This window comes from Nocardioides sp. NPDC058538 (genome assembly GCF_042719275.1).
Taxonomy (GTDB): domain Bacteria; phylum Actinomycetota; class Actinomycetes; order Propionibacteriales; family Nocardioidaceae; genus Nocardioides.
The window spans coordinates 196734-209179 of sequence record NZ_JBHXNY010000004.1 but is presented as its reverse complement, the minus strand read 5'-3'; the positions used below and the strand labels follow the sequence as shown (position 1 = coordinate 209179).

General features: G+C 69.9%; 13 protein-coding genes. 8 read left to right on the top strand and 5 right to left on the bottom strand.

Features of this window, described 5'->3' with window-relative positions; genetic code table 11:
* Positions 1-6: 6 nt before the first annotated feature.
* Positions 7-1149, top strand: a complete 1143-nt coding sequence (locus ACFWQC_RS05800) for an ABC transporter ATP-binding protein (RefSeq protein ID WP_378674346.1) — start codon at positions 7-9, stop codon at positions 1147-1149.
* A gap of 31 nt (positions 1150-1180) precedes the next feature.
* Here the strand turns inward: ACFWQC_RS05800 and ACFWQC_RS05795 are convergent, their stop codons facing one another.
* Positions 1181-2137: a zinc-binding dehydrogenase gene (locus ACFWQC_RS05795; RefSeq protein ID WP_378674344.1), complete on the bottom strand. Its 957-nt coding sequence runs from the start codon at positions 2135-2137 to the stop codon at positions 1181-1183.
* Positions 2138-2199: 62 nt separating this feature from the next.
* Here ACFWQC_RS05795 and ACFWQC_RS05790 point away from each other — a divergent pair, with 62 nt between their 5' ends.
* From ACFWQC_RS05790 to ACFWQC_RS05780, 3 genes are read left to right on the top strand one after another with little or no spacing between them, the layout of a single operon-like run.
* Positions 2200-3231, top strand: a complete 1032-nt coding sequence (locus ACFWQC_RS05790; RefSeq protein WP_378674341.1) for an NADP-dependent oxidoreductase — start codon at positions 2200-2202, stop codon at positions 3229-3231.
* Between the two features lie 7 nt (positions 3232-3238).
* Positions 3239-4873 carry a class I adenylate-forming enzyme family protein gene (locus tag ACFWQC_RS05785; protein WP_378674339.1) on the top strand — a complete coding sequence of 545 codons (1635 nt, stop codon included), beginning with the start codon at positions 3239-3241 and terminating at the stop codon, positions 4871-4873.
* A 22-nt stretch (positions 4874-4895) separates the two neighbouring features.
* Positions 4896-6080, top strand: a complete 1185-nt coding sequence (locus tag ACFWQC_RS05780; RefSeq protein WP_378674336.1) for a thiolase family protein — start codon at positions 4896-4898, stop codon at positions 6078-6080.
* A 6-nt stretch (positions 6081-6086) separates the two neighbouring features.
* Here the strand turns inward: ACFWQC_RS05780 and ACFWQC_RS05775 are convergent, their stop codons facing one another.
* A complete protein-coding gene (locus ACFWQC_RS05775; RefSeq protein ID WP_378674334.1) occupies positions 6087-6548 on the bottom strand; it encodes a GDYXXLXY domain-containing protein in 462 nt (153 codons plus the stop codon).
* Complete coding sequence (locus tag ACFWQC_RS05770; protein ID WP_378674331.1) at positions 6545-7714, bottom strand: DUF2157 domain-containing protein; 1170 nt, start codon at positions 7712-7714, stop codon at positions 6545-6547. The genes ACFWQC_RS05775 and ACFWQC_RS05770 overlap by 4 nt, the downstream gene beginning before the upstream one ends.
* Positions 7715-7968: 254 nt before the next feature.
* Here ACFWQC_RS05770 and ACFWQC_RS05765 point away from each other — a divergent pair, with 254 nt between their 5' ends.
* On the top strand, positions 7969-8310 hold the full coding sequence (locus tag ACFWQC_RS05765) for a hypothetical protein (protein WP_160023009.1): 342 nt from the start codon (positions 7969-7971) through the stop codon (positions 8308-8310).
* Positions 8311-8360: 50 nt separating this feature from the next.
* Here ACFWQC_RS05765 and ACFWQC_RS05760 read toward each other — a convergent pair whose 3' ends face one another.
* On the bottom strand, positions 8361-8984 hold the full coding sequence (locus ACFWQC_RS05760) for a methyltransferase domain-containing protein (RefSeq protein ID WP_378674327.1): 624 nt from the start codon (positions 8982-8984) through the stop codon (positions 8361-8363).
* A gap of 6 nt (positions 8985-8990) precedes the next feature.
* Complete coding sequence (locus tag ACFWQC_RS05755; protein WP_378674325.1) at positions 8991-9617, bottom strand: GNAT family N-acetyltransferase; 627 nt, start codon at positions 9615-9617, stop codon at positions 8991-8993.
* Between the two features lie 167 nt (positions 9618-9784).
* Here ACFWQC_RS05755 and dop point away from each other — a divergent pair, with 167 nt between their 5' ends.
* The 3 genes from dop (at position 9785) to prcB (ending at position 12444) form a co-directional block, all read left to right on the top strand.
* On the top strand, positions 9785-11296 hold the full coding sequence (dop, locus tag ACFWQC_RS05750) for a depupylase/deamidase Dop (RefSeq protein ID WP_378674322.1): 1512 nt from the start codon (positions 9785-9787) through the stop codon (positions 11294-11296).
* A gap of 116 nt (positions 11297-11412) precedes the next feature.
* A complete protein-coding gene (locus tag ACFWQC_RS05745) occupies positions 11413-11610 on the top strand; it encodes a ubiquitin-like protein Pup (RefSeq protein WP_008356645.1) in 198 nt (65 codons plus the stop codon).
* Positions 11611-11613: 3 nt separating this feature from the next.
* On the top strand, positions 11614-12444 hold the full coding sequence (prcB, locus tag ACFWQC_RS05740) for a proteasome subunit beta (RefSeq protein WP_378674319.1): 831 nt from the start codon (positions 11614-11616) through the stop codon (positions 12442-12444).
* Positions 12445-12446 lie beyond the last annotated feature (2 nt).

The following is a 12446-nucleotide window of genomic DNA, read 5'->3' as shown; positions in this document are numbered from 1 at the left end:
TGGCCGATGTCCGCCAAGTTCCGAGTCGAAGGACTCACCAAGTCGTACGGATCGAACGTCGTCGTCGACCACCTCGACCTCGAGATGGAGGAAGGCGAGTTCCTGGTCCTGCTGGGGCCGAGCGGCTGTGGCAAGACGACCACCCTGCGCTGTCTCGCCGGCCTCGAGACCCCGGAGTCGGGCGTCATCGACTTCAAGGGGCGTCACGTCTTCGACTCCGGTCGGCGGCTGAACGTGCCGGCGCACAAGCGGGACGTCGGCATGGTGTTCCAGTCGTACGCGCTGTGGCCGAACATGACCGTGCGCAAGAACATCGCCTACCCGCTGAAGGTGCGCAAGATGCGCGAGGCGCTCGCCGGCGGGCGGGTCGAGGAAGCAGCCGCGATGGTGCACTGCGAGCACCTGCTCGACCGCTACCCGAGCCAGCTCAGTGGTGGGCAGCAGCAGCGCATCGCCGTCGCCCGTGGCCTGGTCTCGCGCCCGGACCTGGTGCTCTTCGACGAGCCGCTGAGCAACCTCGACGCGCGACTGCGGGACACGGTGCGTACGGAGATCCACCGGTTGCACGAGAGCCTCGGTTTCGGTGCGGTCTTCGTGACCCACGACCAGTCCGAGGCGTTCGCGCTCGGTGACCGGCTGGCCATCATGCGCGCCGGCAGGATGGAACAGGTCGACACGCCGCAGCGGGTCTACGCCGACCCGGCGACCGACTACGTCGCCGAGTTCATCGGCATGTCCAACCGGCTCGAGCTGCACCGAGGCGCCGAGGGATGGCGTACGAACGCGGGCGTCGACATCGCGCTCGAGCGGGATCTGCCCGATTCGGACGCGGTGGTCGCGCGGCTGTGGCCCGACGACCTCGAGCTCTACCGGGACCTGGCCTCCGTGCCGTCCGGCGTCGTCCCGCTCGAGGCCGAGCTGCTCTCCTCCGAGTTCGGCGGGCGCACGTACGACGTCACCGTCGCCGCGGGGCAGGAGGAGCTCCGCCTCCGGGCGAGCAGCGCGCTCCACGGGTCGTGGCTGCGTGGCGCGGAGGAGGGTACGAAGGTGGTCGTCGGCCTGCGCCCTGAGACCATGAAGGTCTATCCGTTGGACGCGGCAGCGGCCGGGGCGGAGGCTGTGGCCAGGCCACTGGTCGCGGCATCCTGAGGTGCCGACCTCGAGCAGCTCGGCCTAGGGGTCAGTCGGTGGTGACCACGAGCCGACCCGTGACCCGGCCGGCCCGGAGGCGCTCGATGCCGTCCGGGACCTGGACGTGGTCGAGGTGCTCGATGGTCGGGGTGATCTCGCCCTGGGCGAGGTAGTCGTACACCCTGGCGATGTCCTCGCGGGTGCCGCCGGACGAGCCGTGGATGTGGGCGCCCTGGTGGATGACGTCGGCGATGACGAGGGTCGTCTCGACCGCGCCCATGCCGACCATGACGATGGTGCCGCCCTTGCGGATCGCGCCGACCGCGGCCGAGGTGGTGGAGCCGAAGCCGGCGAAGTCGATGACCACGTCGAGGCCGAGGCCGATCAGGTCCTCGGCTCGCGGATGCACGGCAGCGAGGCCGAGCTGCTCGCCGAGAGCCACTGCCGCGGGGCTGGTGTCGGCGGCGTACACCTCGGCGCCGAGCAGGGCAGCGATGCGGGCGCCGAACTGGCCGAGCCCGCCCAGCCCGATGATGCCGACACGGTCACCGCTGCCGACGCGGGCGACCGCGGCGACCGCGTGGTGGGAGGTCATGCCTGCGTCCGTGCCGGCGGCGGCCAGGTCGAACGGAAGGCCGTCGGGCATCGCGATCAGGTCGGTGGCAGGGGCGACGGTGTACGCGGCGTACCCGCCGTCGCGGCTGTAGCCGGGGACGGTGTCGCCGAGAGGATGTACGCCGACCCGGTCCCCGACCTGCCACTGCGTGACCGCCGTGCCGACCTGCGCGATCTCGCCAGCGATCTCGTGGCCGAGGGTGATCGGGTTGCGCTTGATGTTGGCTGCCCACGACGGCTCGTCCAGTTCGCCCACGTCGGAGTGGCACATGCCGGCCGCGCGCACGCGGATCAGGACCTCGTCCGCCGCAGGGGTGGGGACGGGCACCTGGTTGAGCGTGAGGGGACGTCCGGTCCCGGTCCATTGCCATGCGCCCATTGCGGTGTACATAGAACTGAAGTTAGTTTGGTTCAGGCGCTGTGTCCAGACGCCCGAACCATCGAGGAGGTCCTGTGAAGAGCACCCAGGTGCATGTGGTCACGCTCCCGGACGGTGATGTCCGTCCGGAGCACTTCGAGCTCGTGAGCGTCGACCTGCCCGATCCACGGGCCGGTCAGGTGCTGGTCCGCAACACCTGGACCTCGGTCGACCCGGGGATGCGGCTCCGGCTGCGAGCCGACGCGCCCGAGGGCTACTTTCCGGCCTTCCCGCCGCGCGAGCCGATGGACGGGATCTTCACGGTCGGCGTCATCGAGGAGTCCCGTGCCGAGGGCTTTCCGGTCGGTGCGACGGTGTGGCACTCCTACGGCTGGCGCAGCCACGCGATCGTCGATCCCGGCGAGGTCGCGATGAACGGTGTCGCCGACCTGCGTGTCCTTGACGTCGAGCAGGTCTCACCGCAGACCTACCTCGGCCCTCTCGGTCCGATGGGCCTGACCGCGTACGCCGGGCTGCATGTCATCGATGCGCTCGAAGCCCGCGAAGAGACCCCGACGATCTGGGTCTCGGCGGCTGCGGGAGCGGTCGGGAGCCTGGTCTGCCAGATCGCGAAGCTCTCCGGCCTGCGGGTCGTCGCGAGCGCGGGCACCGAGGAGAAGGTCGCCTGGCTGCGGGACGAGCTCGGCGTGGATGCCGCCTTCAGTTGGCGCGATCGCCCGCTGGTGGAGTCGCTGCGCGATGCCGCGCCCGAGGGGCTCGACCTCTACTTCGACAACGTCGGCGGCAGCCACCTCGAAGCCGCCCTCGCGGCGATGAACATCCGTGGCCGGATCGCCCTGTGCGGCTCGATCTCGGAGTACGAAGGGGCACCCGCCGGCCCGGACAATCTGTTCCTCGCCACCTCCAAGAACCTCACCCTCCGCGGCTTCCGGGGCAGCGCGCACGTGCCGTTGCTCGACGAGATGCAGGAGCGGGTCGGCGGCTGGCTCGCCGAGGGCCGGCTGAGCTACCACGAGAGTGTCTACGCCGGTCTCGCGGCGGCGCCGCAGGCGATCGCCGACATGATGGCTGGGCGTACGACCGGCAAGACGCTGGTCCGGATCTGAGGGCCGGATGACTCGCACGATCGCGCCGACCTGGCGACCCGCCCCCGAGATCGACCGCTTCTACCGCGCCGCCGGGGTGTGGCATCCGGCCTGCGTCACTGATGACCTGCGGCGCTGCGTCGACCGCTTCGGCGACAAGGTCGCGGTCCGTGACTCGACGACCCAGCTGACGTTCGGCCGGCTCTGGGACCGCGCCGCCGCTCTCGCAGGCTGGCTGCGCGAGCGCGGTCTGCGCCGCGGGGAGGCCGTCGCCATCCAGCTGCCCAGCTGGACCGAGGCGGTCGTGGCGTTCCACGGGGTGCTGATGGCAGGCGGTGTCGTGGTTCCGATGACGAGCATCCTGCGGCAGCGCGAGGTCGGCTTCATCGTGCGCCAGACCGGTGCACGCTTCGCGATCGTCGCGGAGGAGTTCCGCGGATACTCCTACCGCGACCTCTACGCCGACCTGGTCGGCGAAGGCGTCGGGCTCGACCATGTCCTGTGGGTACGCGGCGGGGCAGGTGGCGAGCGGTTCGAGGAGGCGCTGCGTACCGAACCGGTGGACGTCGAGACCGCGCTCGCGAGCGCCGGGCGGGACGGCGACGTCGCGCTCGTCATCTACACCTCGGGGACCACCGCCGACCCCAAGGGCGCGATCCACACGCAGGAGGGGATCGCGGCCTCGGGCGACATCTGTCAGCGCGCGTTCGGGCTCAACGAGAACGACGTCCTCTTCAACCCGTCGCCGGTCAGCCACATCACCGGCATCTCGCTGAGCGTCCTCTTCCCGGTCGCCTTCGGCTGCTCGGTCACCCTCCAGGAGGCATGGGATCCTCAGCAGGCGTTCGACCTGGTCGAACGCGACCGGACGACCTTCTTCATCTTCGCCACCCCGTTCCTGGCCGCCCTCACCGAGATCGCGGAGGACCGTGGCGTACGTCTGGACCACATCCGGACGATCGTGTGCGGCGGTGCGGACGTACCCGAGGCACTCGCCCGCCGCGCTCACGGGCGGCTCGGCACGGTGGTTCGGATGTACGGCGCCACCGAGTGCCCCAACGCCAGCTCTGGCTCGCCGTGGGACCCGGAGCTCCAGCGCTGGGGCACCGAGGGGCACTGGCTCTTCCCGACCGAGGGGAGGGTGGTCGATCCCGGCACCGGCAGGGACCTGCCCTCCGGCTCGATCGGCGAGGCCTGGTGGCGCGGTCCGCAGCTGTGCTCGGGGTACGTCGACGCCGGGCACAACGGCGCCTTCACCGCCGACGGCTGGTTCCGGACGGGCGACCTCGTACGCCTCGATGCCGGTGGCTGGCTGACCGTGCAGGGCCGGATCAAGGACATCATCAACCGCGGCGGGGAGAAGTTCAGCGCACGGGAGATCGAGGACTTGGTCGCCGAGGTCCCCGGCGTAGCCGACGTCGCGGTCACGCCCATGCCCGACCCCGTGCTCGGTGAGCGGGTCTGCGCCTGGGTCGTGCTCGAGCCCGGCGCCGACCTCGATCTGACGGCCCTCACGACCCACCTGCGAGGCCGCGGGCTGACGACCCAGAAGCTCCCCGAGCGGCTCGAGGTCATCGACGAGATGCCACGTACGCCGAGCGGGAAGATCCGCAAGACCGACCTGTGCGACCGCGTCGAGGCCGCGCTGACGAACCGGCCGTGACCGGACCAGATGGAGGAAGACAGTGACCAAGGAACGCATCGTCGTGCTCGACGGGGCCCGCACCCCGATCGGCAGCTTCGGCGGCCAGTTCAAGGACGTGCCGGCCCACCAGCTCGGCGCGGCGGCGGCCACCGAGGCGCTCGAGCGCTCCGGTGTGGCCGCGGCGGACGTGGAGGAGGTCGTGATGGGCTGCATCGGCCAGGTCGGGCCCGATGCGTACAACGCCCGTCGGGTCGCCATCGAGGCCGGCCTGCCCACCTCGGTCCCCGCGTTCACCGTCAACCGGCTGTGCGGCAGCGGGCTGCAGGCCATCTGGTCGGCCGCCCAGGAGATGCGCTGGAACGACCTCCAGGTCACCGTCGCCGGCGGAGACGAGTCGATGACCCGGATGCCGTTCTACGACTTCGGGGCCCGCGACGGCTACAGGCTCGGCGACCGCGAACTGGTCGACGGCACGGTCGCGATCCTCACCGACCCGTTCGGCGGTGTGCACATGGGGGTGACCGCGGAAGCCGTGGCCGAGAAGTACGGCGTCTCACGTGAGGAGCAGGACGAGTTCGCGCTCCGGTCCCAGCAGCGGTGTGCGACGGAGGCTGCCAAGGCGGCCTTCGAGGAGGAGATCGTCCCCGTCGAGATCTCCGGACGTCGGGGCGTCACAGTCGTCGACACCGACGAGCACCCCAAGCCGCAGACGACGCTCGAGGTGCTCGCTGCGCTGCGGCCTGCCTTCACCAAGGGCGGTACGGTCACCGCCGGCAACGCCTCCGGGATCAACGACGGCGCCGCCGCGGTCGTGCTCGCGACCGAGCCGGCCGCTCGTGACCGGGGTGCGACCGGACTGGTCGCGCTCGAGCAGGTCGCGACCGCGGCGATGGAGCCGGGTCTGATGGGGTACGCCCCCACGCTCGCTCTGCGCAGTCTCTTCGAGCGCACCGGTCTCACCCCTGCCGACATCGACATCGTCGAGCTCAACGAGGCCTTCGCCTCCCAGGCCGTCGCGGTCTCGCGTGACGTGGGGCTCGACCCGGACCGCACCAACCCGTACGGCGGGGCGATCGCGCTCGGCCACCCGGTCGGGGCGACCGGCGCGATCCTGTCGTTGCGAGTGGTCAAGCACCTGCGACGTACGGGAGGTGAGCTCGGCATCGTCACGATGTGCATCGGCGGCGGCCAGGCCCTCGCCGCGTTGTTCCGTCGCCTCGACTGATCTCCCTCAGCGCGTCTGGACCGAGACGAGCGCGGCGTTGCCGCGCGAGTCGACCTTCACCACCGCGATGGCGTCGCCGCCGCTGACCTCGGTCTCGATCTCCCGGGCCCGGTCCTGCGGGACGAAAAGGCTCTCGATGCCGCAGCTGAGCCGCCAGCCGTCGTCGTGGCACTTCAGGAACGGCCCCTCGGCTGGCCGTTCGGTGGAGACGCTGGTGGCTTCCCAGACCGGGCCACGTCGGGCCATCGAGACGTAGGCGTCGCCGGTCTCCTTGGTCGTACGCCTGCTGATGTCGGTGTAGGAGAGGTCGACGTAGGCGCCCCGGAGCGGGTCGATCGGATCGACCGGCTCGACGCGGAGGCGGACCTCCTCGCCGGTGACGCGGGCGGAGAGCTGGCCGGCGACGGCGACGCCGACAAGGCCGAGGTTGAGGACGCAGACGAGCGCCACCCGGGTGCGAGCGTTCATGAGAGGGCCTCACTGAGGTTGGCGGCCACGCCTCGCCGGGCGCGGTCGAAGACGAAGCCGGCGGCGAGCAGGAGCACGCCCAGCATCAGGAACAGAGTGGCGCCGGACATGATCGGCGCGAAGACCGCGAAGCTCTGCATGGTCGTGAAGACGACCAGCGCGCCGGTGGCGAGCACGACCAGCAGCGTCTGGTCGCGCACGGAGCCGTCGACGGCGACCGCACCGGCGACGACGACGTACGCCGCGATGCTGACGAAGGCTGACATCCACGCCTCGGCCGAGACCGAGCCGAGGTCGTCGACCTGCGGGTCCCAGGCGACCAGCGCGAGCCCGACCGGCACGATGAGCGCCGCGGCCAGCACCTCCCACCGAGACAGCCCGTCCGTACGTCCCACGGCCACCGCGACGAGGAGCCCTGCGATCACCACGGCGCCGAGGAGGACCGGGCTCCAAGCGAGCTCACGGTCCCCGATCTGCGGGACGGCCGCGACGAAGAGGCCACCCAGGACGAGGACGCCACCCGCAAGCCGCCACACCTGGGCGAAGGTCGTGCGGCCACGGTCGTGCAGCGCCGCCATCGCGGTCGCCACGACGCCGCCGACCAGCACCGCGAAGACGCCCGCGAACGTGCTCTCGCTGCTCGCCACCACCTGCCAGTCGAACCAGATCATCGTGGTCACGATGCCGACGACCAGCGGGGCCAGGCCGGTGCTCGCGTAGGCGTAGAGAAGCGCACCGAGTCCCCAGAGCCCCACCAGGGAGGGCTCGTACGCCGGCACCTGGAGGCTCTGCGCCGCCTGGAAGATGACGCCGCCGAAGCTCATCGCCGCGATCCCGCGGAACGCGCCCCGCAGGGGCCGGGGGAGAGGGAGCGTCTCCGCGGCGGCGGTGAAGGCGAGCCAGACGACGACGATCCCCACTAAGCGCACCAGCGGAGAGAGCGCGTCGAGGTTGGTCGCCACGAGCCACACCAGCCCCACCCCGAGGAACGCGCCACCGAGGTAGGAGATGACCCGCGTCAGCGAGCCGGCGTGGGAGGCGACGTACTGTCGTTTGATCTTCTCCGCGGTGTCCTCGGTGAGGATGCCCTCGCTCACCCAGCGGGCGGTCTCGTTGCTCAGCCAGTCGAGCCGTCTCGGCGCGACAGGTCGTACGTCTGTGTCCATGTGAACATTGCAGCGGCTCGTGCGGGAGCGGCGCGTGAGTCCACGTACTCAATTCATCGGGCCGTCCGACCTCGACGCTGAGGTCATTTCGGCTGCGCGGGCCGGGGCCGCGGCGTTAGCCTTCGGGTATTCGCGGGATCGCTCGCGCGATGTGGACGGAGAGACGTGTGGCGTGGCCACGCCGAGCGAACCAACATTCAGCACAGCTTCGGGGACCCTCGGCCCCGGCATCTGATCCTCTAAGGTTGAACGACGTGGCAGACGAGATGGCGCGCAAGGACATCGAGGCGGGTTTGGAGACCCGCCATGAGTTGGGCGACGCGTTCGACGCAGAGCTGGTAGCCGGTTTCGCCGACCGCATCGAGAAGACCGTTCAGGAGCGAGTCGGGGCCACCGCCGCCGCCCGCACCCTCGCCGAGCGCAACGAGTCGCGCACCTCGGTCTTCCAGTTCGTCCTGGGCGCCGGCTCGGCCGTGGCCGGCATCCCGATCAGCATCACCCTCGGCGTCACCGACAACCTCGGCGCCCTGGTGATCTCCTGGGTCGGCCTCGTCGGCGTCAACGTCGCCCACGCGCTGCGTACGCGTAAGCGCTGAGGCGGGCTGGGCGGTCGTTCGTGGCCGGCTGGTCCTTCGTCTGCATAGCTTTACGAAGGAACCGTGCGCCCGACCGAGAGATACCCCCACGGCCGCGAGAGTGACGGGCCGGGGAGGTAGGACTGCTCCAGACGGTCGAGGGTGAAGCCGGCGGCCTCGACGAGCCGCGGGATGTCGCGGGCGAGGTGGCAGCCGCCGAAGAGGCGCTGCTGGAGGCCGTCGAGGCGGCGCTGCCAGCGGGCGACGCCGGGATCGGGGGAGAGGCCGTGCTCGGCGAAGCCGATGGTGCCGCCGGGGCGCAGGACGCGGCGCAGCTCGGACAGTGCGCCGGCGACGTCGGGGATGGTGCACAGCGAGAACGTGACCAGCCCCGTGTCGACCGAGGCGTCGGCGAGCGGGAGTCGGGCGCCGTCGAGCCCGACGCGGCTCACCGGGACCGGTGAGCCCGAACGGCGCGAGGCGGAGAGCTGCCAGGCGACGTCGGAGGGTTCCACGGCGATGATCTCGGTGACCTCGACCGGATAGAGGCCGGTGTTGCTCCCGCTGCCGAAGCCGATCTCGACGACCTGGCCGCGGAGACCGTCACAGGCCTGCTGGCGCAGCGGCTCGAGCTGCGCGATGCCGCAGGTGCGGTCCACGATGTGTGGCACCACCCGCGCTTCCCAGAGTCCCACGGGAGCTCACTCTTCCATCTCGCCGGTCCATTGGACACCGAGCAGCATCGAATCCTCGCCCTCGACCAGGGCCGTGAAGCCGATGCGCCGGTAGAACCCGATGGCGCGGGTGTTGCCGGCGGCGACGCCGAGGTGCGCGCCGCGTACGCCCGCGACGTGGAAGGCGCCGAGCATCATCCCGATCAGCTCCTTGCCGACGCCTTGGCCCTGGGCGCGGGGCAGCAGGTTGATATGCAGGTGTGCCGGGAACTCGCTGAGGATCTCGCCCAGCATCCGTGGCGGGCGGTGGATCTGGGAGCGGAGCCGGGCGTTCCAGTCGGTGCGGTCATGGTCGGGCCCCGGGTCGGGGTTGACGACGCGGAGCGCGGGCCACCAGTCCTCCTCGCACTCCTTCTCGAAGGCGCGGGTGAACGGGGTGCCGACGACGTAGCCCACCACGCCCTCGGAGTCGACCGCCACGAACCCGAGCCCGAGACGCAGCACGATGTAGGGAGCGGCGTAGATGTTCCCCAGCAGCCGCGGGTCGTCGTAGAACTCGGTGGCGTTCTCGCCCGACGCCCCGGTGAGCAGGCAGATCGAGAAGATGTCGTCGAGGTCGTCGGCGGTGGCCCGCCGGATCTCAGGAGTTCCCATGGCCCAACCTCACCATGACCCGCTTCCGCCGACGACATACCCCCGGACATGGCGTTTCACTAGCGGTCTCCTCCCGGTGCCGCCCAGCCGAACAACCTCGGGCAAACCTCAGCGTGGCGTGTGGATGCTCACGTGCCTTCGTGCACGTGGCCGGTAGCCTTGCAGGCATGAGCGTACGACGGGTGATGGGCACGGAGGTCGAATACGGAATTTCCGTGGCCGGACAGCCCCAGGCCAACCCGATGGTGGCCTCGAGCCAGGTCGTCAATGCGTACGCATCCTCGACTCTCAAGGCGAGGAGAGCGCGCTGGGACTTCGAGGAGGAGTCGCCGCTGCGCGACGCGCGCGGGTTCGACATGTCGCGGCAGGTGGCCGATCCCAGCCAGCTCACCGACGAGGATCTGGGGCTGGCCAACGTCATCCTCACCAACGGTGCGCGGCTCTACGTCGACCACGCCCACCCGGAGTTCTCCTGCCCAGAGGTGACCAACCCGCTGGACGCGGTGCGGTGGGACAAGGCGGGTGAGCAGGTGATGCTCGACGCCTCCCGCGCGGCCGCGCGGCTGCCGGGCAACCCGCAGATCCACCTCTACAAGAACAACACCGACAACAAGGGTGTCTCCTACGGTGCGCACGAGAACTTCCTCATGCGCCGCTCGACCGCGTTCGCCGACATCGTCAAGCATCTGACCCCGTTCTTCGTCTCCAGGCAGGTCTTCGCCGGCGCCGGTCGGGTCGGGATCGGGCAGGAGCGCCCCAAGCACGGCTTCCAGATCTCCCAGCGCGCCGACTTCTTCGAGGTCGAGGTCGGGCTGGAGACCACGCTCAAGCGGCCGATCATCAACACCCGCGACGAGCCCCACGCCGACCCGGAGAAGTACCGCCGCCTCCACGTGATCCTCGGTGACGCCAACCTCGCCGAGATCTCGACGTACCTCAAGCTCGGCAGTACGTCGCTGGTGCTCGCCATGATCGAGGACGGCTACATCACCCGTGATCTCAGTGTCGACGGCCCGGTCTCATCGCTGCGCGCGGTCTCTCACGACCCGTCGCTGAAGACGCTGATCACGCTCAAGGACGGTCGCAAGCTGACCGGTGTCCAGCTGCAGATGGAGTATCTGGACCTGGCCAAGAAGTTCGTCGAGGAGCGCTACGGCTCCGACGCCGACTACCAGACCAAGGACGTCCTGGAGCGCTGGGAGTCGGTGCTCGACCGCCTCGAGCGCGACCCGATGGAGTGCGCCACCGAGCTCGACTGGGTGGCCAAGTACAAGCTGCTCCTCGGCTACCGCGACCGCGACGGTCTGGAGTGGGACGACCCCAAGCTCCACCTGATCGACCTGCAGTACGCCGACATCCGACCGGAGAAGGGCCTCTATCAAAGGCTCGTACGCAGCGGGCGGATCCAGCGCCTGCTGACCGACGAGCTGGTGGAGAAGGCGATGCACGAGCCGCCGACCGACACCCGGGCCTACTTCCGCGGCCGCTGCCTGGAGAAGTACTCCGAGAACGTCGCCGCGGCCAGCTGGGACTCGGTCATCTTCGACCTGCCGGGGCGCGAGTCGCTGCAGCGGGTGCCGACCATCGACCCGCTGCGCGGCACGAAGAAGCACGTCGGTGGCCTGCTCGACTCCTCCGAGACCGCCGTCGACCTCTTCAACCGGTTGACCGGTTCCTGAGCGTCGATCGCGACTCGTGCCACATCTCGGCCCAACGTTCGACTTCTGCTTCCTCCCGTAGCGAAATCGGGCATTGTTTCCTCAGGTTTGTCGGTGCTAGTGGATAGGTTGAAGACATGGCACAGGAGCAGAAGCAGCCGAAGAAGTCCTCCGAGACGGAGGAGTCCGTCGAGACCGCGCCCGAGACCGATGTGAACGAGCGCAAGGAAGCGCTTGACTCCGACGTCGACGACATCCTGGACGAGATCGACGACGTCCTGGAGACCAACGCCGAGGACTTCGTGAAGTCCTTCATCCAGAAGGGCGGGCAGTAGAGAATGTCGGAGTCCCGCATCCCGGCTGCCTACATGACGCCGGGCACCTCGTCCTTTGCCGATTTCCTGACGGCCCAGTCCCCGGAGCTGCTCCCGCGACGCGACGCCGTCCCGGGCAATCTGAGCGACATCGCCCCGCACGGCACCACGATCGTCGCGGCCACCTTCCCCGGTGGCGTGATCATCGCCGGTGACCGTCGGGCGACCCAGGGCAACCTGATCGCCGAGCGCGACATGCGCAAGGTCTTCCCGTCCGATGAATACTCCGCGGTCGGCATCGCCGGTTCGGCGGGGCTCGCGGTCGAGCTGGTCAAGCTCTTCCAGACCGAGCTGGAGCACTACGAGAAGATCGAGGGCACCACGCTCTCGATCGAGGGCAAGGCCAGCCGGCTCTCCGCCCTCGTCCGGGGCAACCTACCGATGGCGATGCAGGGCCTGGTCGTCGTGCCGCTCTTCGTCGGGTTCGACCCCGAGGCCGGTGAAGGAAAGATCTATGGGTACGACCCGACCGGCGGCCGCTACGAGCAGACCGGATACTCCGGTGTCGGCTCGGGCTCGCTGTTCGCCAAGGGCGCCCTCAAGAAGCTCTACCGGCCCGACCTCGACGAGGCCACGCTGGTCGCGGTCCTGGTCCAGGCGCTCTACGACGCGGCCGACGACGACTCGGCAACCGGCGGCCCGGACCTGTCCCGCAGGCTGTTCCCGCTGGTCCACGTGATCACCGCCGACGGTGGGCGCACCCTGCCCGACGCCGACGTAGCGGCCGTTGCCGAGGCCGTCATCACCGGGAGGCTCCAGCGGCCCGACGGTCCCATCGCCGAGCTGGAGGCCTGAGC